This window comes from Actinopolymorpha singaporensis (genome assembly GCF_900104745.1).
GTDB lineage: Bacteria > Actinomycetota > Actinomycetes > Propionibacteriales > Actinopolymorphaceae > Actinopolymorpha > Actinopolymorpha singaporensis.
In genome coordinates, this window is record NZ_LT629732.1 from 4,824,592 (window position 1) to 4,845,765 (window position 21,174).

At 71.9% G+C, this 21,174-nt stretch carries 14 protein-coding genes; 7 read left to right on the top strand and 7 right to left on the bottom strand.

All coding sequences use genetic code 11. The features are described 5' to 3' along the window. Window positions 1–7: 7 nt before the first annotated feature. From BLU27_RS21745 to uvrA, 3 genes are all read right to left on the bottom strand, one after another. Entirely contained in the window at window positions 8–1,411 is a 1,404-nt protein-coding gene (locus tag BLU27_RS21745; protein WP_092658022.1) for a selenium-binding protein SBP56-related protein, read from the bottom strand. A gap of 142 nt (window positions 1,412–1,553) precedes the next feature. Further along, window positions 1,554–2,198 carry a nitroreductase family protein gene (locus tag BLU27_RS21750; RefSeq protein ID WP_092655535.1) on the bottom strand — a complete coding sequence of 215 codons (645 nt, stop codon included), beginning with the start codon at window positions 2,196–2,198 and terminating at the stop codon, window positions 1,554–1,556. Between the two features lie 66 nt (window positions 2,199–2,264). Further along, window positions 2,265–5,357 carry an excinuclease ABC subunit UvrA gene (uvrA, locus tag BLU27_RS21755; protein WP_092655536.1) on the bottom strand — a complete coding sequence of 1,031 codons (3,093 nt, stop codon included), beginning with the start codon at window positions 5,355–5,357 and terminating at the stop codon, window positions 2,265–2,267. A 425-nt stretch (window positions 5,358–5,782) separates the two neighbouring features. Here uvrA and BLU27_RS21760 point away from each other — a divergent pair, with 425 nt between their 5' ends. Both BLU27_RS21760 and BLU27_RS21765 read left to right on the top strand, forming a co-directional pair. Further along, a complete protein-coding gene (locus tag BLU27_RS21760) occupies window positions 5,783–6,784 on the top strand; it encodes a Gfo/Idh/MocA family protein (protein WP_092655537.1) in 1,002 nt (333 codons plus the stop codon). 152 nt (window positions 6,785–6,936) lie between these two features. Beyond that, on the top strand, window positions 6,937–7,932 hold the full coding sequence (locus BLU27_RS21765; protein ID WP_092655538.1) for a Gfo/Idh/MocA family protein: 996 nt from the start codon (window positions 6,937–6,939) through the stop codon (window positions 7,930–7,932). Window positions 7,933–8,082: 150 nt separating this feature from the next. Here BLU27_RS21765 and BLU27_RS21770 read toward each other — a convergent pair whose 3' ends face one another. Together BLU27_RS21770 and BLU27_RS21775 are read right to left on the bottom strand one after the other, a co-directional pair. Continuing rightward, window positions 8,083–10,755 (bottom strand): bifunctional acetate--CoA ligase family protein/GNAT family N-acetyltransferase, encoded by a 2,673-nt coding sequence (locus BLU27_RS21770; RefSeq protein ID WP_092655539.1) that lies wholly within the window; start codon window positions 10,753–10,755, stop codon window positions 8,083–8,085. Window positions 10,756–10,800: 45 nt separating this feature from the next. Next, window positions 10,801–11,589, bottom strand: coding sequence for an SDR family NAD(P)-dependent oxidoreductase (locus tag BLU27_RS21775; protein WP_092655540.1), 789 nt, complete (start codon window positions 11,587–11,589; stop codon window positions 10,801–10,803). A 199-nt stretch (window positions 11,590–11,788) separates the two neighbouring features. Here BLU27_RS21775 and BLU27_RS21780 point away from each other — a divergent pair, with 199 nt between their 5' ends. The 3 genes from BLU27_RS21780 (at window position 11,789) to BLU27_RS29275 (ending at window position 15,245) form a co-directional block, all read left to right on the top strand. Continuing rightward, window positions 11,789–14,671 (top strand): helix-turn-helix transcriptional regulator, encoded by a 2,883-nt coding sequence (locus BLU27_RS21780; protein WP_197681519.1) that lies wholly within the window; start codon window positions 11,789–11,791, stop codon window positions 14,669–14,671. 78 nt (window positions 14,672–14,749) lie between these two features. After that, the gene (locus tag BLU27_RS21785; protein ID WP_172805008.1) at window positions 14,750–14,980 is read left to right on the top strand and encodes a hypothetical protein; all 231 of its coding nucleotides are present in this window, start codon (window positions 14,750–14,752) and stop codon (window positions 14,978–14,980) included. Window positions 14,981–15,020: 40 nt separating this feature from the next. Continuing rightward, a complete protein-coding gene (locus tag BLU27_RS29275; protein WP_157728746.1) occupies window positions 15,021–15,245 on the top strand; it encodes a hypothetical protein in 225 nt (74 codons plus the stop codon). Window positions 15,246–15,297: 52 nt separating this feature from the next. Here BLU27_RS29275 and BLU27_RS21790 read toward each other — a convergent pair whose 3' ends face one another. Both BLU27_RS21790 and BLU27_RS21795 read right to left on the bottom strand, forming a co-directional pair. Beyond that, the gene (locus tag BLU27_RS21790; RefSeq protein ID WP_092655543.1) at window positions 15,298–16,914 is read right to left on the bottom strand and encodes an ABC transporter substrate-binding protein; all 1,617 of its coding nucleotides are present in this window, start codon (window positions 16,912–16,914) and stop codon (window positions 15,298–15,300) included. 171 nt (window positions 16,915–17,085) lie between these two features. Next, window positions 17,086–17,784 (bottom strand): GNAT family N-acetyltransferase, encoded by a 699-nt coding sequence (locus tag BLU27_RS21795; protein ID WP_197681520.1) that lies wholly within the window; start codon window positions 17,782–17,784, stop codon window positions 17,086–17,088. 16 nt (window positions 17,785–17,800) lie between these two features. Here BLU27_RS21795 and BLU27_RS21800 point away from each other — a divergent pair, with 16 nt between their 5' ends. Together BLU27_RS21800 and BLU27_RS21805 are read left to right on the top strand one after the other, a co-directional pair. Further along, complete coding sequence (locus BLU27_RS21800) at window positions 17,801–18,550, top strand: ABC transporter permease (RefSeq protein WP_092655544.1); 750 nt, start codon at window positions 17,801–17,803, stop codon at window positions 18,548–18,550. Between the two features lie 122 nt (window positions 18,551–18,672). Next, window positions 18,673–21,120 (top strand): DNA gyrase/topoisomerase IV subunit A, encoded by a 2,448-nt coding sequence (locus BLU27_RS21805; protein ID WP_092655545.1) that lies wholly within the window; start codon window positions 18,673–18,675, stop codon window positions 21,118–21,120. Window positions 21,121–21,174: the final 54 nt, after the last annotated feature.

Consider the following 21,174-nt stretch of genomic DNA (forward strand, 5'->3'; position numbering starts at 1 on the left):
ACGGCCATCAGGGGAAGCAGTAGGAGTCCGACGAGGCGTCGCCGCCCTGGAGGCGGATCTGGTGCACCCGGCGCCCCCGGAAGTCCGCGCCGTGGGGGAAGAACCGCTCGTCCGGAGTCAGACCACCCGTCCGCGGGTCGACGTCGAGCTTGGCCACCCACGCCCCCACCCCGTCGGGGTAGAACTGGTCGTCCCACGCCCCGTAGAGGGAGTTCGAGACGTACACCCGGGTCCCGTCCCGGCTGACCTCCACCATCTGTGGCCCCCCGGACAACGCGAGCTCCGGCGCGGCGGGATGGGGGGTACGCCGTAGGACCCCTCCGAGCCGGACCGACCCCGTCTGCCGCGGATGCTCGGGGTCGGTGACGTCGTACTGCAGCAACTCCCCGGTCCCCCACGCCGAGACGTACAGGAAGCGGTCGTCGACCGACAGGTCGATGTCGGTGACCAGTGGTGGGACCGCACCGAACGGCTGCAGCGCGGGCGGCAGGTCGGCGGCGTCCGCCGGCTCGGCCGGGATCTCGATCACCTTCCGCACCGCGAACTGCGAACCCTCGCGGGTCCACAGCCACACCGACGCGGACAGGTCCTCGGTGCTCACCACCACGCCGACGAAGCCGTACTGCTTCCGAGGGTCGTGGGCCGGGCGCAACTCCAGCGCCATCTGGTACTGCGCGCCGAGGTCGACGGTCTGGATGTTGCGTCGTTTGCGCAGATCCCAGAAGTGCAGCCGGTGGCCGTACTTGTTGGCCAGCAGGAGCTCGGGCACCACGCCGTTCTCGATCATCGAGGGCGTGCCCCACTCGCTGGTCACCGCGACGTCGTGGCCGATGTGCCACCACAGGTCGTAGGCGAGGTACTGGTCGCCCCGGTCGGCCTCCCAGGGCCCGCGCACCTCGAACGTGGTGTGGTCCAGGATCGCGACCCCGCCCGGGCCTTCCTCGCCGTGGCCGCCGAGCGCGGACACGTAGATCCCCTCCGGGCCACAGTGGACGGTGTGGGGCCGGGAGTAACCGGCCCGCTTGCCGAGTTCGTCGGCCTCCAGCACCTTGACGATCCGCGGGCTGGCCGGGTCGTCGCGGGTGTCGATGACGTAGATCCGTGACGAGCGGATTCCGGGAACGACGAGGTAGCGGCGTTCCACGTGGGGATGTGCCGCCGTCGGGCACAGCGCACTGCTGCAGGCGTTCCAGCCGAAGTGGTGCACCTCGTCACCGAGGTTCGGCAGATCCGTCCAGCCGACCACCTCGCCGTAGGAGCCGGAAGTCTGGTCGACGTCGAGCACCGCGAGCGCGTCGGGCTTGTCGGCCGGACGGGCGAACGCCGCGACGTAGGCGAGCTTCTCAGCCGGCGCGGCGGCGGCGTCTCGCGGCGAGGGATAGAACGTCGGGTCCGGGGTGAACCGGGGCACGTCGACCACTCCTGTCGGACGAGGCAGACCAACGAGTCGGACCTACGAGGCAGAACAACGTCTGCCCCGACTCCGGCGACCCGGCCACTTTGTCACGCCGCGCGAGCACCGGGCAACAGTCGCCGCGCGGCGTGACCCACGCTCACTTCTCCACGTGCCCCCAGCTGTCCCAGTAGGTGATCTCCTCGACCGGGCGGCGCTTGGCGGGCTTGAAGTCGGTGCCGATGGTGTAGGCAACCGGCAGCAGGGCGGCCTGGGTGACATCCGGCGGGATGCCGAGCAGCTCTGCGGCCTCCTCCTCTTGGGCGAGGTGGAACGACGTCCACGCCGAGCCGAGGCCGCGCGAGCGCAACGCCAGCTGGAAGCTCCAGATGGCCGGGTGGATCGAGCCGAAGAAGCCGGCGGCGTGCCGCACGTCGGTGATGCGGCCCTCGATGCACGGCACGACCAGCGCCGGAACTCGGTCGATGACCTCCATGAGGTAACGGGCCGAATCCTGCACGCGGTCCTGCTGGGCGCCCCGGGACTCCGCCTGGCCGGCAGCACGCATGTAGGCGGCGCCGCCGGAGCGGTAGAGCTCCCCCAGCCGGGCACGCTTGTCCGGATCGGTCACGATCACCCAGCGCCAGCCCTGCTGGTTGCTGCCGGTCGGCGCCTGGACGGCGAGCCGGAGACAGTCCAGCAGCACCTCCCGCGGCACCGGGCGGTCGAGGTCGAGTCGCTTGCGCACCGCCCGGGTGGTGGTGAGCAGGTGGTCGGTGGCCTGCGTGTCGATTGGTTGAGACATGCGTTCGACCCTACCGACGGCCCGAGGATCAGCGGGTCGCGCGCCGAAGCGCCGGCCCGACGTCCCCTACGACCTCCTCGTCGTCGCCGTCTTCTTCGCCGTCGGCGCCTTCTTCGCGGTTGCCGTCTTCCGGGCGCCCGCCGCGGGCTTGGCCGGGGCTGGCTTCTTCGTCGCCTTGCGGGCGCCGGTCGCCTTACCAGTGGCCGACTTGGTGGTGGCCGACTTGGTGGCGGTCGACTTGGTGGTGCCCCGCGACGCACCGGTGGACTGGCTCGCCGCGGACGCCGCCTGCACCGAAGCCGTGCCCGAACCGACGGAGGAGGCCGGCAGCACGTGCCGCAGGAACTGCCCGGTGTAGCTGTTCTCGTCGGCCGCGACCTCCTCCGGCGTACCCTCGGCGATCACCTCACCGCCGCGGTTGCCGCCTTCCGGACCGAGGTCGATCAGCCAGTCGGCGGTCTTGATCACGTCGAGGTTGTGCTCGATCACGATCACGGTGTTGCCCTGGTCGACCAGTCTGCCGAGGACGCCGAGCAGCTTGCGGATGTCCTCGAAGTGCAGCCCCGTGGTCGGCTCGTCCAGGACGTACAGGGTGCGACCGGTCGACCGCTTCTGCAGCTCCGACGCGAGCTTGACCCGCTGGGCCTCGCCTCCGGACAGGGTCGGTGCGGACTGGCCCATCCGCACGTACCCGAGGCCCACGTCGACCAGAGTGCGCAGGTGCCGCGAGATCGCCGGGATGGCCTCGAAAAACTCCAGTGCCTCCTCGATCGGCATGTCGAGGACCTCGGAGATCGTCTTGTTCTTGTAGTGGACCTCCAGCGTCTCCCGGTTGTACCGGGCGCCGTGACACACCTCGCAGGGGACGTAGACGTCCGGCAGGAAGTTCATCTCGATCTTGATCGTCCCGTCGCCGGAGCACGCCTCGCAGCGCCCGCCCTTGACGTTGAACGAGAACCGGCCAGGGAGGTAGCCGCGGATCTTCGCCTCCGGCGTCTCCGCGAACAGCCGCCGGATGTGGTCGAACACGCCGGTGTAGGTGGCCGGGTTGGACCGCGGCGTACGGCCGATCGGCGACTGGTCGACGTGGATCACCTTGTCGATGTTGTCGGTGCCGGTGATCTTCTGGTGCCGGCCGGGCACCTCCCGCGCGCCGTAGATCTGCTTGGCGAGCGAGGTGTAGAGGATGTCGTTGACCAGGGTCGACTTCCCCGAGCCGGAGACCCCGGTGACCGCGATGAAGGTGCCCAGCGGGAACGACACCGTGACGTCGCGGAGGTTGTGCTCCCACGCCTTGTGCACGGTGATCTGCCGCTTCGGGTTGATCGGGCGGCGCAGGTCGGGGATGGGGATCGACCGCCGGCCGGAGAGGTACTGCCCGGTCATCGAGTCGGGGTGGTCGTACAGCTCCTGGACCGAGCCGGTGTGCACCACCTGGCCGCCGTGCTCGCCGGCGCCGGGGCCGATGTCGACCACCCAGTCGGCGGTGCGGATGGTGTCCTCGTCGTGCTCCACCACGATCAGGGTGTTGCCGATGTCACGGAGGCGGACCAGGGTCTCGATCAGCCGGTGGTTGTCGCGCTGGTGCAGGCCGATCGACGGCTCGTCCAGGACGTACAGAACGCCGACCAGCCCGGACCCGATCTGGGTCGCCAGCCGGATGCGCTGCGCCTCGCCGCCGGACAGCGAGCCGGAGGGCCGGTCGAGGGTGAGGTAGTCCAGGCCGACGTCGAGCAGGAACCGCAGCCGCTCGCCGATCTCCTTGAGCACCCGCTCGGCGATCTGCTTCTCGCGCGGGCTCAGCTCCAGGCCGCGCAGGAACTCGGCGACGTCGCCGATCGGCAGTGCCGACGCCTCGGCGATCGACCGGTCGCCGATCGTCACCGCGAGCGAGATCGGCTTCAGCCGCGATCCCTGGCAGCTCGGGCAGGCCACCTCGCGCATGTAGCCCTCGAACCGCTCCCGGCTGGAGTCGGACTCCGCCTCCGCGTGCCGGCGGGAGACGTAGGGGATCACCCCCTCGTAGGTGGTGTAGTAGGAACGCTCGCGGCCGTAGCGGTTGCGGTAGCGGACGTGCACCTGGTCGGGGTAGCCGTGCAGCAGCGCCTTGCGAACCTTCGCCGGCAGGCGCTCGAACGGCGTGTCGGTGCGGAAGCCGATGGTGGTGGCCAGCGCCTCGACCAGGCGCCCGAAGTAGTCGGTCACGTGTGCACCGGCCCACGGTGCCAGCGCGCCCTCGTCAAGGCTCTTCGTCGGGTCCGGCACCACCAGGTCGGGGTCGACCTCCATCCGGGTGCCGAGGCCGGTGCAGTCCGGGCAGGCGCCGTAGGGAGAGTTGAACGAGAACGACCGCGGCTCGAGCTCCTCGAAGGACAGGTCGTCGTCGGGGCAGTACAGGTGCTCCGACCAGACCCGCTCCCGGTGTGGGTCGTTCTCCGGCAGGTCGACGAAGTCGAGGGTGACCAGACCGCCGCCGAGGTGCAGCGCGGTCTCGATGGAGTCGTTCAGCCGCCGCTTGGCCGAGCTCTTCAGCCCGAGCCGGTCGACCACCACCTCGATGGTGTGCTTGCGCTGCTTGTCGAGCTTCGGCACCTCGCCCAGCGGGTGAACCTCGCCGTCGACCCGGACCCGGGAGTAGCCCTGCGTGGTGAGCTGGCGGAACAGGTCGGTGTATTCGCCCTTGCGGCCGCGCACCAGCGGTGCGAGCACCTGGAAGCGGGTGCCCTCGTCGAACTCGAGCACCCGGTCGACGATCTGCTGCGGTGTCTGCCGGGCGATGGGACGCCCGCACACCGGGCAGTGCGGGTGGCCGATCCGGGCGTAGAGGAGCCGGAGGTAGTCGTAGACCTCGGTGATCGTGCCGACCGTGGACCTGGGGTTGCGGGAGGTGGACTTCTGGTCGATGGAGACCGCGGGCGACAGGCCCTCGATGAAGTCGACGTCGGGCTTGTCCATCTGGCCGAGGAACTGCCGGGCGTACGCCGACAGCGACTCGACGTAGCGGCGCTGGCCCTCGGCGAAGATCGTGTCGAACGCGAGGCTCGACTTGCCCGACCCGGACAGGCCGGTGAAGACGATGAGGGCGTCACGCGGCAACTCCAGGGACACGTCCTTGAGGTTGTGCTCGCGGGCACCGCGGATGATCAGCTGGTCGGACACGTGGCGGTTCCGTCCTCGGCAGCGGGGGTGGTGGGCTGTGGTTGGTGCGGGTGGTCTGGCGTGTGTGGCGCGTGCTGGTGATCGAACGGCCAGGTCAGCAGCCCCCTGAGGGGCCGCGGGCCGGCCGGTCGGCGGCCGAGTTTTGTCAGGGCTTGGCCATGCTAGCCCCGCCCACCGACAAGCCCCGGCGGCCGCCTCGTTCCGTCACACCCACTCACCCCGAGTCTTCCTCGCCTGGCCATGTGCGGCCACACGGGGCCGGTATCCCCCTGCGGGTTGGACTTGCCCCCGGCGCACCCCGAAAGAATGGTCGGAACCGCAGGAAAACCGCCGCGCCGTCGCATCGGTTCCGATTCCCATCACCCGGGTCGAAGATCCGTTCGCGCCCGGCTCGGCCTGCTCGTCCCCGTACAGAATGGGTTTCGATGATTCGTATCGCCATGCTCAGCTTCTGGCACGTCCACGCCCTCGGCTACGCCCGCCAGGCCCAGGAACACCCGGGCACGGAGATCGTGGCCGCCTGGGACGAGGACCCGGCACGCGGCCGGGCCGAGGCGGACAAGCTGGGTGTCCCCTTCCACGAGAACCTCGCCGACGTGCTCGCCCGAGACGACGTGGACGCGGTGATCGTGGACACGCCGACCAACATCCACCCCGAGGTGATCAGCGCCGCCGCCCGGGCCGGCAAGCACATCTTCACCGAGAAGGTGCTCGCCCTCACCGTGCGCGAGTGCAACGAGATCCTCGCCGAGGTCGACAAGGCGGGCGTGGCGCTGATCCTGTCGCTGCCCAGGCTGTACCACGGCTACACCCAGGCGGTCCGGGAGGTTCTGGACTCCGGGGCTCTCGGTGACCTCGCGGTGGTCCGCACCCGGCTGTCCCACGGCGGGGCGGTCGGCGAGGGCTGGCTGCCGGAGCACTTCTACGACCCCGAGCAGTGCGGCGGCGGCGCGCTGGTCGACCTCGGCTGCCACCCGATGTACCTCACCCGGCTGTTCCTCGGCGCGATGCCCGAGTCGGTGAGTGCGAGCTACGGCCACGTCACCGGCCGCCAGGTCGAGGACAACGCGGTCGCCGTGCTCCGCTACCCCAACGGCGCGCTCGGCGTCGTCGAGGCCGGCTTCGCCACGACGTACTCCCCCTTCACCATCGAGATCCACGGCACCAAGGGCAGCCTGCTGTTCGGTACGCCCGAGCAGAAGCTGCTGGTGCGCAGCCCCGCACACGAGGACGGCGAGAAGTGGGTCGAGCTCCCCGTGCCCGACGACCAGCCGGACGCGTTCGCCCAGTGGGTCCAGCACATCAACGACGGCACCCGGGCGACCGCCAACGTCGAGATGGGCGTCGACCTCACCCGCCTGATGGAGGCCGCCAACCACTCGGTCGCCGTCGACGGGCCGGTGCGCATCGACAGCGTGACCGGCTGAACACCCTGACCCCGAGCTGACCCGGACGACCGTCCGGACAAGCGGAGATCGGCAGCGTCGCCGAGATCCCGTACATCCCGGTCGACGGAAACCCCCGGACCGGCCGGGACCGCGCGTCAACCCCGCAGTTGCAAACCAGGAGGATCTCCCCAATGACCGTGAACGTCGGGCTCATCGGCTGTGGCGGCATCTCCAACCCGCACGTCCGTGGCTACCTCGAAATCCCCGACCGGGCGAAGGTGACCGCGGTCGCCGACGTGGTCGAGGAGAACGCCCGCACCCGCGCCGAGCAGGTCGGCGGCGCCCAGGTCTTCTCCGACTACCGCGACCTGATCGCCACCGCGGGTGTCGACGCTGTCGACATCTGCCTTCCCCACCACCTGCACGCGGACGCGATCCTCGCCGCCGCCGAGGCCGGCAAGCACATCCTGTGCGAGAAGCCGCTGTGCATCACCACCGACGAGGCCGCCAAGATCACCCAGGCGGTCAAGGCCAACGGCGTGACGCTCATGTGCGCGCACAACCAGTTGTTCATGCCGCCGGTGGCGAAGGCCCGGGAGCTCATCCAGAGCGGTGCGCTCGGCAAGGTCTACGAGCTGCGGACCACCGACAGCTTCTTCAACCGCGGCCTGAACGCCGACATGGGCTGGCGCGGAAGCCTGCAGACCGCCGGCGGCGGCGAGCTGATCGACACCGGCTACCACCCGACGTACCTCCTGCTCCACCTGGCCACCGCCGAGCCGTCGGAGGTCGTGGCGATGACCAGCCGGCACCGGCTGGAGATGGAGGGCGAGGACTCCGCGCAGGTCATGGTGCGCTTCGCCGACGGCAGCGTGGGCACCATCGTCACCAGCTGGGCCTACCAGCCGGCGGCGGTGACCGAGAAGTTCTCCGTGGTGGCGGAGAAGGGCACGCTGTGGAGCGACGGCAGGACCCTGAACCACCGCACCATCGACGGCGAGCTCACGACGGTGGAGTTCCCGGAGGTGCACGCGTTCTCCGCGGAGATCGCCGACTTCATCACCTGCGTCACCGACAAGCGCCGGCCGATCAACACCGAGGTCGAGGGCGTGCACGTGCTGAAGGTCATCCTCGGCGCGTACGCCTCGGTGAAGGAGAAGCGGGTCGTCACCCTCGCCGACCTCTGATCCGATCTCTCACCCGAGAGACGAGCCGAACAACGTACCCGCCGAGGTACGCAACGTAGGACCGAACGAGGCCCGGCCCGCGGCGACGCGGCGCCGGGCCTCGTCGCGTTCGGGAGTGTGCGAGGAGGGCGCGCCGAGGCCGGTCCGCAGTCAGAGCCGGGTGAGCCGGCGGGCATACCAGTCGGTGCGGGCCTGCGGCTCGACCGGCACCACCTGTACCCGTGCGCCGAGCACCGTGAGCCCGCTGGGGCGAGCCAGCACCGGCTGGAGGTAGGCGGTCACCACCTCGGGCAGGTCCTGAGCCAGCCGGGACACCCGGTGCAGCAGGTCCTCCAGCGCGGCGACGTCGGCGTGCTCGCCGCCGCGGTGGCCGAACAGCAGCGGTGCCGCGCGCACCTCCCGGACCATCTCCGCCGCGTCCACGTCGGTCAGCGGCGGGATGCGGTAGGCGAGGTCGCCGAGCAGGTCGGTGGCCACGCCCGCGAGACCGAACGACACGATCGGGCCGAACATCTGGTCCTCCGCGCACCCGATCACCACGGGTACGCCGGGCGCGGCCATCTGCTGCACCACGAAGCCGGCCCGCTCCGGCTCGCCCATGGTGCCGGCCATGGTCGCCCAGGCGTCCCGCATCTCCGCCTCGGTGTCGATGTTGCGCCACACGTCGGCCATGTCGGGGCGCTGGCGCAGGTGGGGCGCGGTGGCCTTGAGAACGACGTTCCAGCCGAGCCGTCCGGCGGTGGCGACCGCCTCGTCGGCGGACCCGACGGGGTACGCCGGCCAGATGTCGATGCCGTAGCAGGCCAGGAGGTCGTCCAGGCCCTTGCCCTCGACGTCCCCGCCGTCGGGCCGGTCGGCCAGCACGCCCGCGACGATGGACCGGGCCCGGTCGTCGTCGATGCCCTCCAGTGGCGGGATCCGCCCACGCGGGCTGGCCCGCCACCGGGCGTACGCGGTCACCTTGGCCAGCGCGCGCACCCCGGCGTCCGGCGAGGGGTAGGAGGGCACGGAGCCGCGGACGGCCACGCCATCCTCGTCGTAGCGGCGCAGTGGTTCGGGGACACCCTGGCTGCCGAGGAACGTGACCACCACCGGCTTGGTGCACTCCCCCGCCACCCGGGCGATCACCTCCGCCACGTCGGCGCCGTCGCGGTCGAGCGGAGAGACCCACACGGCCAGGACGGAGTCGACCTCCTCGTCGTGGACCACCTCGCCGAGCGCGCGTTCGAAGTCCTCGGCGGTGGCGTCCGGCGGCAGGGCACCAGCCTGCCGGACCACGGTCAGACCGGCCTCGGCGGCCGCGTCGGCGGCCAGCATGCCGAGGGAGTCGGAGTTGCCGACGATGGCGAGGTCACCGCCGGCCGGCAGCGGTTGGTACGCGAGCACCTGGGCGACGTCGAGCATCGCGTCCAGGGTGTCGACCAGGATCACCCCGGCCTGGCGGAACATCGCGTCAACCGCCGCTTGCGGCACGCTCGTACGGTGCACCGTGTGGCCGATCGGCACCCCCTGGGTGAACCGGCCGGACCGCACCGCCACCACCGGCTTGGTCTGTGCGAGCCGGCGGGCCACCCGGCTGAACTTGCGCGGGTTGCCGATCGACTCCAGGAACAACAGCACCACCTCGGTCGCCGCGTCCTCGCCCCAGTACTGCATGAGGTCGTTGCCGGACACGTCGGCGCGGTTGCCCGCGGACACGAACGTCGACAGGCCGAGGCCGCGCCGGGCGACCGTCTCCAGGATCACCGAGCCGAGCTCACCGGACTGGCAGAAGAAGCCGACCGCGCCCCGCGCCGGCACCACCGGCGACAGGGACGCGTTCAGGCACAGGCCCGGCTGGGTGTTGATGATGCCGAGCGCGCTCGGCCCGATCACCCGCAGGCCGTACGCCCTCGCCAGCCGCGCAAGCTTGCGTTGACGTTCGCGTCCTTCCCGTCCGGTCTCGGCGAACCCGCTGGAGACGACGAGCAGGCCGTGCACGCCCTTCGCGGCGCAGTCGATCACCACGTCGCGGACGGCGTCCGCGGGCACCGCCACCACGGCGAGGTCGATCTCGCCGGGGACGTCGAGCAGGCTGCCGTACGCGGGTACGCCGGCCACCGCGCGCGCGGTCGGGTTCACGGCGTACACCGGGCCGGTGAAGCCGCCGAGCACGAGGTTGCGGACCAGCGCCTGGCCCACCTTGTCCCGCGACCGACTGGCGCCGACCACCGCAATCGAACCCGGGGTGAGCAGGCGCTCCACCGAGCGTGCCTCCGCCCGATGCTCACGCGCGCCCATCACCGCCATGCTCATCGCGGTGGGCTCGATCTCCAGGGCGAAGGTGACGACACCGTCCTCCATGTCGCCGGTCACCTCGTAGCCCGCCTCGCGGAAGACCACGGCCATCCGGCGGTTGTCCGGGAGAACCTCCGCGGTGAACTTCTCGATGCCGTTCTCCCGGGCGGCCTGGGCGAGGTGCTCGAGCAGGACGCTGCCGACTCCCCTGCCCTGGTGTGCGTCCTGCACCAGGAACGCCGCCTCCGCGTCCCGGGGTCCGGTGCGGTCGTAGCGGGCGACGGCGATCATCTCGTCGCCGACGGTGAGGATGAACGCCACCCGGTCGCGGTGGTCGACCTGGGTGAAGCGTGCGACGTCGCGTTCGGACAGCTGGGGGTAGGGCGCGAAGAACCGGTAGTACTTCGATTCTTCGGACACGCGCGCGTAGAAGGACACCAGGCGTTCGGCGTCGTCGGGCCGGATCGGCCGCAGGAGGGCCGTGCCGCCGTCGCGGAGCACGACGTCGGCCTCCCAGCGGGCGGGGTACGGCAGCTCGGCGGTCACAGGGACGAATGTAGCCGCGGGTCCCCCGCCCTCGGTCCGGTCGGGTCAGCTCATGAACATCCCGCTGGTGACGTTGACGAACGTGCCGGTGATCGCGCCGGCCAGGTCAGAGGCCAGGAACGCGGCCGTACCGGCCACCTCGGCCAGCCGCGGGGAGCGGCGGGTCATCCGCATCTGGTCCAGCTGCGCCAGCAGGCCGGCGAAGGCCTCCTCGTCCAGCTGCATGCCGGAGTTGACGGCGTTCAGCTTCTCCCTGCTGAACGTCTCCGGGAGCCCGGCCGTCCAGATGCCGACCACCCGCACGCCCTGCGGCCCGATCTCCGCGGCGAGGTTGCGGACGAACGTGTCGGTGGCCGCGTCCGCTGGACCGGTGCTGCCCATCATCGGGCTGCCGTGCGACGAGCCGCTGTTCAGCGCCAGGATCGTGCCCGACCCCTGGGTGATCATGTGCCTGGCGGCCGCGCGGGCGGTGACGAAGTTCGTCGTCAACCGAGTGTTGACAGCGCGCAGCAGGTCGGCCGTTGTCATGTCGACCAGCGGGATCCCCTGCACGTCGCCTCCCGGGACGAGGTTGAACGACACGTCCACGCTCCCGGCCTGGGCCACCACGGCCCGTACGTGCTCGTCGACCGCGCTCTCGTCCAGCGCGTCGAGCACGGCGACGTCCGCCTGCCCGCCGGCCGCGGTGATCTCCTTGGCCACCCGCTCGAGGCTGTCGCGGGTACGCCCCGCCAGGAATACCCGGGCGCCCTCGCGGGCGAAGGTGGTGGCCGTCGCCGAGCCGATCGACCCGCCGGCGCCGTAGATGATCGCGGTCTTGTTCTCCAGCAGCATGTGCCTGCTCCGTTTCGTACCTGGACTTCGCGGGATGTCGCCGGGCGTTCGCCGGCTGGCACCGACACTAGAGACGTACGCACGCCGCGGAATCCGTACCGGCATCAGTACTTCCGTACTCCGGTACGGCCCCACTACACGACCGCGCCTGCGCGCCCGCGGTACGCCGGCCTGCCCCGCGCCACGTAGGGTCGGGCGCGTGCTGGTGGGCCGGAAGGCGGAACGCGCGCGGATCGGCGCCCTGCTCGACGACGCCCGCGCCGGCGCCAGCGCCGCGCTGGTCCTGCGCGGCGAGCCCGGCATCGGCAAGACCGCCCTGCTCGACCACGCGGCCGAAAGCGCCGCCGGCCTTCGGGTGCTGCGGGCGGCCGGAGTGGAGTCGGAGGCGGAGCTTCCGTTCGCCGGCCTGCACCAGTTGCTGCGTCCGGTGCTCGGGCGTCTGCCCGCGCTGCCCGGGCCACAGCGGCGGGCCCTGGAAGGCGCGTTCGGGCTGGGCACGAGTCCTGCCGCGGCAGGTGCCGGCGACCGCTTCCTGCTCGGGGCGGCCGTGCTGTCGCTGCTCGCCGAGGCGGCCGAGGACGGTCCGCTGCTGTGCCTCGTCGACGACGCCCAGTGGCTGGACCCGACGTCGGCGCAGGCGCTGGAGTTCGCCGCCCGGCGGTTGGACCGCGAGGGCGTCGTCGCGGTGTTCGCCGTACGCGACCACTCCGAGGTGTTCTCCCGTACCGGTCTGCCCGAGCTTCCGCTGAGCGGGCTCGACGACGACAGCGCGCTCGGCCTGCTCTCCTCGGTCGACGCGGCCCTGCCCGGCGCGGTCCGGGAGGAACTGCTCGCCCAGACCGGCGGCAACCCGCTCGCCCTGCGTGAGCTGCCTGCACTCCTTCGGTCGGCGCGTGGGCGGCCGGCCGGGCCGATGCCGCTGACCAGTCGCGTCCTGGACGCCTTCCACCACCGGATCCGGGCGCTGCCCGCGAGCGCCCGGGCGTTCCTGCTGGTGGCCGCGGCCGACGACACCGGCGAGGTGGCGGTCGTGCTCCGGGCGGCGGCCGAGCTCGGCGCGGGCATCACCGACCTGCAGTCGGTGGAGGAGCACGGGCTGGTCTCAGCGGCGGGGAACATCCTGGCGTTCGGGCATCCGCTCATCCGGGCGGCCGCCTACCACGGCGCGCCGCTCGCCCAACGGCTCGGTGCGCACACCGCGCTGGCCGCGGCGTACTCCGCACACAACGACGCCGACCGGCGGGCCTGGCACCTCGCGGCGGCCGCCACCGGACCCGACGAGGCGGTGGCCGACGCCCTGGCCGCCGCGGCCGGGCGGGCCGCCGCGCGGGGCGGCCACCACGCCGCGGCCACGGGGTACGAACGGGCGGCCCGGCTGAGCGCCGACCCCGTCGCAGCGGCCCTGCGGACCACCCTCGCCTGCGAGGCCGGCGTACACAGCGGTCAACCACAGTGGGCCCGGGTCCGCGCCGAGCACGCCGGCCCGCACGTCGACGACCCGTCCCTGCGGGCTCGGCTGCTGGAAGTACGCGCGGCCGCCGCGTTCGGGCAGGGCGACCTGCGCGGCGCTCACCACCTGCTCGCCGAGGGAGCCGCGCTGGTCGCTTCGCGGGACCGCGCCCGGGCCGGCTGGATGCTGATGCGCGCGGTGCACGCGGCCTGGGCGACGCCGACCGACCTGGCACTGATCGCCGCGAGCGTGGACGAGCTCGACACGTTGGACCTGCCCGCGGACGACCCGCTCACGTCGGTGTTCTGGCTGGCCCGGTGGGCGATGGCGGTGCCGCTGCGGCGCGACACCGCCGGCTACCCGCCGCTGGATGCGGTCCTGGCCCGCGCCCGTTCCGCCGGCGCCGGGGCCGGTCCCCGCGCACTGGTCGAGGTGGCCTCCCGGGCCTTCGTCCTCGGCCGGGACGAGGAGGTCGCCGACATCGCGGCCGGGCTGGTCGCCGACGCCCGGACCCGGGGGATGCTGTCGGCGCTGCCCGCCGGGCTCGGCTACGCCACCCTCACCCATGCCCTGCTCGGCCGGCACCGGGACGCGCTGGTGAGCGGGGACGAGGGGATGCGTATCGCCCGCGACACCGACCAGCCGCTCTGGGAGAGCTACACCTCGGGCGCCCTGGCTCACCTGGCCGCCGTTCGGGGCGACGAGGCGGACTGCCGGGAGTACGCCGAGGCCGCCGGGGTCCGCTCCGAACCGAGCGCCTCCCAGTCCGGAGCCCGGTCCGGAGCACCGGCCGGAGCGCTGACGGGAGCGCCGGTCGGCTCCCTGGCCGGACTGGCGACGGCCCAGGCGGCCCTGGCGCTGCTGGACCTCGGGTACGGCCGGGTCCAGGCCGCCTTCGACCGGCTGGTCTCCCTGGTCGAGGGACCGCAGGGCCACCAGAACGTCCCGGTGCGATCGGTCCCGGACCTGACCGAGGCGGCGGTACGCCTTGGCCGGCCGGACGACATCGCGGGCCCGCTGGCCACCTACGCGACCTGGGCCGCCGCGGTCCGCCGGCCCTGGAGCGACGCGCTGCTGGCCCGCTGCCGGGCGCTGACCACACCGGGTCCTGACGCCGAGCGGCTCTACCTGCGCGCCCTGGACCTGCACGACCCGCGGCAGCGGCCGTTCGACCGCGCGCGTACCGAACTGTCGTTCGGCGAGTGGCTGCGGCGAGGGCGGCGCCGCAGCGACGCGCGCGGACGGCTGGCGAGCGCGCTGCGGACGTTCGAGGAGATCGGCGCGCGGCCGTGGGCCGAACGCGCGCGGGTGGAGCTCGGCGCCGCCGGGCACACCGGGCACACCGGGGACCCGGTCAGCACGGGGGCGGCCGGCGACGCCGCGGTCGCCCCGAGCGCCGGGCCCCGCGGCTCGGCCGGCGACGCCGGCGTACGTCTCACCCCGCAGGAGCTGCAGATCACCGAGCTCGCCGCCACCGGCCTGTCCAACCGCGACATCGCCGCCCGCCTCTACCTCAGCCCGCGGACAGTGGCGTACCACCTGTACAAGGCGTACCCCAAGCTTGGCGTCAGCTCCCGCGGCGAGCTCGGACGTGTCTCTGACGTCCTCGCCACCCTCCGCACCGCACGGTAGGTCCGGCCCCGCGATTCCCCGCGATCCCCGTTGCCAACTTTGGTTGACAGCGGCACCCTGTCAACCTAGATTGACAGGGTGCCGGACACACTTGTGGACACCCTGCGAGCGAAGGACCCGCTGGACGCCCTGGGCCAGATCGCCGCGCTCGAACGCCGGCTCGACGCCGAGACCGAGATCCAGGTCCGCCGCGCCCGCGTCCAGGGCTGCTCCTGGGAGGTCATCGCCGCCGCGCTCGGAGTCAGCCGCCAGGCGGTGCACAAACGGTTCGCCGGCCGCACCGGTCTGCTCAGACGCAACCGAAAGTAGGGGAACGATGCCCCGAAGGCCTCGACCACGATCCCGCAGCGTGGGGTGTCCGCCCCGCCGGCGCGGCGGCCTGCTCGCCCGGCTGCGCAGGCGCCGGACGCCGTTGCCTCCTGGACCGGCCGGGCCGGGCGGCCCGCCCGACGGGGGGCCGCCGCCGGCGGGAGTACGCGAACCGCGCCGGCCGGGACCCGCCCCCTCCGCGATGAGTGCGGCCGCCGGCGAGCCGCGCGACCAGTTCGTGAACCTCGCCCCGGACCGCGCCTGACAGCGCCGCACACGTTCGCGGGTGGCCCCGCGGGCCCCGCGGGTCCCGCGGGTCAGACCGAACGCGGCCGGCGCGCCGGGTTGGCCACGTCGTCCTCGGTGAGGCCGGTGTTCGCCAGGATGTCGGCGAAGTGTGTCTCGATCGTCTTCTGCACCTGGGTGGCGTACTCCTGCGGAGGCGTCCGGCGCTGCAGCACGTTGGTGAACAACGCCTGCAGGATCTGCGTGGTGCGTCCGCCTCCGGGGCCGTTGACCCAGAAACTGCCGTACGCCGGCCCGACGATCCCCTTCTGCTGGACCTTTCCGAGCAGGTCCGCGATGTCTCGGGGGTACTCGATGCCGTTCACCATCGGCGGGCCGGCCGGCGCGAGTTCGCCTGCGTCCGACGTGCCCTGCAGGAACGCGGTGTAGCCCGGCTTGGACAACCAGAACATCAGGAAGTCCATCACCATCTCGGTGTGCTCGGGATCCTTCTCCACCACTCCGAGGTGATAACCGGTGGTGCCTTCGGGCGGACGGGGCCGCGACTCCACCAGCGGTCCCTCCATCGGCGGGAACTCGAAGACGTCCCAGTCGAACGGCTGCAGCTTGCCGGGCTTGATCCCGAGCTTCTTGGCCCGGCTCTCGGTGAGCGACTGAAGGTCCTTGTGCAGCAGCGTCAGCGACCACGAGCCGTCCACGAGCATCGCGGCCTTGCCCTGTACGAACGGGAGGTACTGGTCGGTGTAGGCGAAGAAGTCGCCGTTGGAGTACTGCGGAAAGACCCTGATCAGGTTGGTGACCAGCTCGACCATCGCCGGCGTGTCGTACCGCAGCGTCTTGGCCTTCAGCGCCTGGTAGAACCTCTGGGCGCTGTAGGTGTACTTCGCGTGCAGTGCCGGGTCGTTGGCGTCGTAGTCGAAGTCGCCGTCGAGCTCGGGGTTCCAGTTCCAGTCACCCGGCTGGGAGCGCACGGCGGTGGACCAGGAGGGGTGGTACTGGTCGAAGTAGACCGAGCAGATCCAGCCGGGAAGGATGTAGTCGAAGTTCGTGGACAGCGGGATGTGCCCGGCCTTCTTGAGCTTCCGGCTAACCTCCACGACCTCGCGCCAGTTCTTCGGCGGGCTGACGTTGGCCGAGGCGAAGATCTCCTTGTTGTAGTACCACAACAGGTGCAGCTGGTCGGTGCCGAGCTCCGGCCGGGTGCCCTCCGCGGTGAGCTCGCGGTACTTCCCGAAGTCGTAGTCCTTCTCCCACGCCTGACCGGTGTAGGGGTTGACCTGGGCGCGGTACTCGTTGAAGTCGACGAAGCCGCGGAAGTCAGGGGCGTATCCGCTGGTGACGATGTCCGGCCCGACCCGGCTGGCCGACAACTGCCTGCCCAGCCACTGTCCGTACGCGCCGGTGTCGGTGTAGTCCCTGGCCTGCCAGTAGATCCGCACGTCCGGCTGGTGCTCGCGGTAGGCCCGGGTCAGCGCCTCCTGGGCCGCCTTCGGCGGATTCTCCAACGGGGCAACGACGATGTGCCCGCGGTAGCGCGCGGCGTCGTCGGCGCGCTGCCGGGTCGCGGGATTGCCGAACGGCGGGCCGTCGTCACCGGTGCAGCCGGCCAGGACGGACGCGATCGTGGGAGCGGAAACCCCGAGGGCCAGGGAACGCAGCAAGAAGGCGCGCCTACTCGAGCCGGACATGCACTGCCTCCCTGACGGTTTCGGCGACCACACTACCGGTGAGCCTCACCCACCCGGCCGGAAACTCGAAGCCCGTGCGGGGCGGCGGAATTGTGTCCGACCACGGGTGCGGGCCCACCCGTCCGGAGCTCGCACGTGAAGCTCACACCTCCGCCGTACCCGGCCTCGGGCTCACGGTGCGACGAGCAGCACCTCGGCGCCGACCGGGCGGTAACCGGCCGCCAGCAGCGTACGCACCGACGCGGCGTTGCCCGGCGACACCTGCGCCCACACCGCACGCGCAGCGGGCGGCAGCAGATGGCGCGCCGCGCGGGCCAGCACCCGGCCGAGTCCCCGGCCCTGCCGGCCGGGCTCGACCTCGAACGCCAGCTCCCACCGGCCGGCCAGGCCCCGGCCGACCAGGACGAGTCCGCCGTCGGCGGCGTACACGCGTACGTCGTCGCGGTACCGATGCGCCCGGCGTACGCGGGGATGGCCGGAGTCGGTGAGCTCGGTGAGCTCCAGTGGCGGCGGGCCGGGCAGCGGGCCCGCCAGCATCATCTGGTCGAGCGCACCGATCCGGCGGCCGGTGCGCTCGGCCAGGGCGGACAGAAACGCCGGCCTCATCGGCGCGCCCAGGTCGAAGATGTCGTCCCGGTCGAGCACAGCGTGCACCCACTCCTGGGTGACGTCCGCAGCGACGACGGTGTGCGCGGTGAAAGCGACCACGGCGGCGGCGCGTCCCGGGGGCTGCGACAGCACCCGGATCGAGCCGTCGGGCGGCGGCCACTCGGCTCTTTCGGCCCGGGCCAACAGGTCGGCCAGCGGGTCGCCGGCCTCTCCGTCCGCCGGTCCTTCCGGGGACCCTGGTGGAAGCGTGTCCGCAGTCACGGGTCCATCCTGTCCCATGCGCTCCGTCGGCCTTGGTCCCGCGACCCTCGTACTCCTCCCGGTCCTGGCCGGCCTCGCCGCCCTGTTGTCGAGGCTCGGCGGCCTCGGCCACCAGCGCGCCCTCCCGCTCGCCGTCGGCCGCGCGGTCCTCCAGCTCGCCGCGGTCGGGCTCGTGGTCGGCTTCGCGCTCTCGTCGTACGCCGGGACGCTGGCGTTCCTCGTCCTGATGGCCGGGGTAGCGACCTTCACCAGCGGCCGCCGGCTGCGTGGACTGCCGGGCGCCTGGGCACGGGCGGGTGCGGCGATCGTCGTACCCGCGACACCGGTCCTCGTCCTCCTCCTGCTGACCCGTAGCGTCCCGGCGAACCCGGCCACCCTCCTCCCCCTCGGCGGCATCCTGGTCGGCGGGGCGATGTCGGCCACCACCCTCGCCGGCCGGCGGGTGCTGGCCGAGCTCCGCGGGCGCTGGGGTGAGGTCGAGGCGGCGATGGTCGTCGGGCTGACACCGCGGCAGGCGTACCGCGAGATCGCCGGACGGGCCGGAGCGGACGCTCTGCTGCCCGCGCTCGACCAGACTCGTACCGTCGGCCTGGTGACCCTGCCCGGCACGTTCGTGGGGATGGTCCTCGGTGGCGCCCCGCCGCTGCGGGCCGCGGCGTTCCAGCTGGTCGTGCTGGTGTGCCTGCTCGCGGTGGAGGCGGCTGCGATCGTGCTGGTCACCGAACTCGTCGCGGCGGCCGCGCCGTTCCCCCGGCCCTCGCTCTGAGCGGAGCGGGTGCTGCCGCCCGCGAGTCGCTGTGTGGCACTGTCGGTGGTGGGTGGCACGATTCCGGGAGGACCCCAGCCACCTGGTTCGACCTCGCCTGACCCTGAGGAGTGCACGCCCGTATGGCCCGTCGCAAAACCACGCTGCCGCCCCCGGACGACTTCGAGGAGCAGATCAGCGACATCGACGTCGGCGACGAGATGCGGACGAGCTTCCTCGAATACGCCTATTCGGTTATCTACACCCGGGCGCTTCCCGACGCCCGCGACGGCCTCAAGCCGGTGCAGCGCCGCATCCTCTACACCATGTCCGACATGGGGCTGCGCCCCGACCGCGCCCACGTCAAGAGCGCGCGGGTGGTCGGTGAGGTGATGGGTAAGTTGCACCCGCACGGCGACAGCGCGATCTACGACGCGCTGGTCCGGATGGCGCAGCCGTTCGCGATGCGGGTGCCGCTGATCGACGGTCACGGAAACTTCGGCTCCCACGACGACAGCCCGGCCGCGATGCGCTACACCGAGTGCCGGATGGCGGCACCGGCGCTGGCGATGACCGGGTCCCTGGACGAGGACGTCGTCGACTGGAAGCCCAACTACGACGGCCAGGAGAGTGAGCCGCAGGTCCTGCCGGCGGCGATCCCCAACCTGCTGGTCAACGGCGCCTCCGGCATCGCGGTCGGGATGGCGACCAACATGGCGCCGCACAACCTGGTCGAGGTGGTCCAGGCGCTCCGGCAGCTGATCAAGAAGCCGAGTTCGAGCCTCGACGACCTGATGCGGTACATCCCCGGCCCCGACCTGCCCACCGGCGGCAAGATCGTGGGCCTGACCGGCATCCGGGACGCCTACGAGACCGGGCGGGGCGCGTTCAGGATGCGGGCAACGGTCCGGATCGACAACGTGACGCCCCGGCGCAAGGGCCTGATCGTCACCGAGCTCCCCTACAACGTCGGCCCCGAGCGGGTGATGGAGCGCATCAAGCTGCTCGTCCAGTCCAAGAAGCTGCAGGGCATCGCCGACCTGAAGGACCTCACCGACCGCGCGCACGGGCTGCGGCTCGTCATCGAGATCAAGAACGGCTTCCACCCCGAGGCGATCCTCGAGCAGCTCTACAAGCTCACGCCGATGGAGGAGTCGTTCAACATCAACAACGTCGCCCTCGTCGACGGCCAGCCACGCACGCTCGGGCTCAAGCAACTGCTGGAGGTCTACCTCGGCCACCGCTACGACGTCACCCGGCGGCGCACGAGGTTCCGGCTGACCAAGGCCTCCGACCGCCTGCATCTGGTCGAGGGCCTGCTGCTGGCCATCATCGACATCGACGAGGTCATCCAGATCGTCCGCGGCAGCGACGACGCAGGCCAGGCGAAGGACCGGCTGATGACCGTCTTCGACCTCACCGAGATCCAGGCGCAGTACATCCTCGACATGCAGCTGCGCAGGCTGACGAAGTTCTCCCGCATCGAGCTGGAGAAGGAGAAGTCCTCGCTGGAGAAGGAGATCGAGGAGCTCTCCGCGATCCTGGAGGACGAACGCCTGCTGAGGCGCCTGGTGTCGGGCGAGCTGACCGAGATGGCCAACGCCTACGGCACCGAACGCCGCACCGTGCTGCTGGAGTCGTCCGGGCACGCGGTCACCAGCACCGTGCCGCTCGAGGTGGCCGACGACCCGTGCTGGGTGCTGTTGTCCTCCACCGGGCTGATGGCCCGCACCACCGGCGCCGACCCGCTGCCCACGGAGGGCTCGCGCGCCAAGCACGACGTCGTGGTGTCCGCCGTACGCGGGACCGCGCGCGGTCAGGTCGGCCTGGTCACCAGCAGCGGGCGGCTGGTGCGCCTGAACGTGCTCGACATGCCGGCACTCCCGCCGACCGCTCACGTACCCAACCTCCAGGGCGGTGCGCCGCTGAGCGAGTTCGTCTCGCTGGACAAGGGCGAACGCGGTCTGTGCCTCACCACCCTCGACCCCGACTCCCCCGGCCTGGCGCTGGGCACGGCCGCCGGCGTGGTCAAGCGGCTCGCACCCGATCACCTGGCCAACCGCGACTCCTGGGAGGTCATCACCCTCAAGGCCGGTGACGAGGTGGTCGGCGCGACCGAGTTGCGCACCGGTGAGGAGGACCTGGTCTTCGTCACCAGTGACGCCCAGCTGCTGCGCTTCTCCGCCGGTGCCGTACGCCCACAGGGCCGGACCGCCGGAGGGGTCAGCGGGATCCGGCTCGGCGCGAAGGCCCGGGTGGTCTTCTTCGGTGCCGTGCCCGCCGACCGGGAGGCCGTCGTCGTCACCGTGGCCGGCTCGACCTCCGCGCTGCCCGGGATGGACGGCGGTTCGCTCAAGGTGGCTCCCTACAGCGAATACCCCGCCAAGGGACGTGCCACCGGAGGGGTGCGCTGTCACCGGTTCCTCAAGGGCGAGGAGGTCATCCAGCTGGCCTGGGCAGGGCCGGCGCCCGCGCGTGCGGCCACCGCCGCCGGTGCGGCCGTGCCCCTGCCGGCCGCGACCGGCCGGCGGGACGGCTCGGGCGAGCCGTCCACCAAGCCGATCGCCGCGATCGGCGGCCCGCTCGTCTGAGCCCGACTGCCTCGCCACGGCCGGCCTGCTGAACGGGATCGGCTCGCCTGAGCC

Bases quoted from the DNA above. Each gene is read 5' to 3' on its own strand.
- BLU27_RS21750 (WP_092655535.1), bottom strand. From the start codon at position 2,198: ATGTCTCAACCAATCGACACGCAGGCCACCGACCACCTGCTCACCACC.
- BLU27_RS21760 (WP_092655537.1), top strand. From the start codon at position 5,783: ATGATTCGTATCGCCATGCTCAGCTTCTGGCACGTCCACGCCCTCGGC.
- BLU27_RS21765 (WP_092655538.1), top strand. From the start codon at position 6,937: ATGACCGTGAACGTCGGGCTCATCGGCTGTGGCGGCATCTCCAACCCG.
- BLU27_RS21775 (WP_092655540.1), bottom strand. From the start codon at position 11,589: ATGCTGCTGGAGAACAAGACCGCGATCATCTACGGCGCCGGCGGGTCG.
- BLU27_RS21790 (WP_092655543.1), bottom strand. From the start codon at position 16,914: ATGTCCGGCTCGAGTAGGCGCGCCTTCTTGCTGCGTTCCCTGGCCCTC.
- BLU27_RS21800 (WP_092655544.1), top strand. From the start codon at position 17,801: ATGCGCTCCGTCGGCCTTGGTCCCGCGACCCTCGTACTCCTCCCGGTC.
- BLU27_RS21805 (WP_092655545.1), top strand. From the start codon at position 18,673: ATGGCCCGTCGCAAAACCACGCTGCCGCCCCCGGACGACTTCGAGGAG.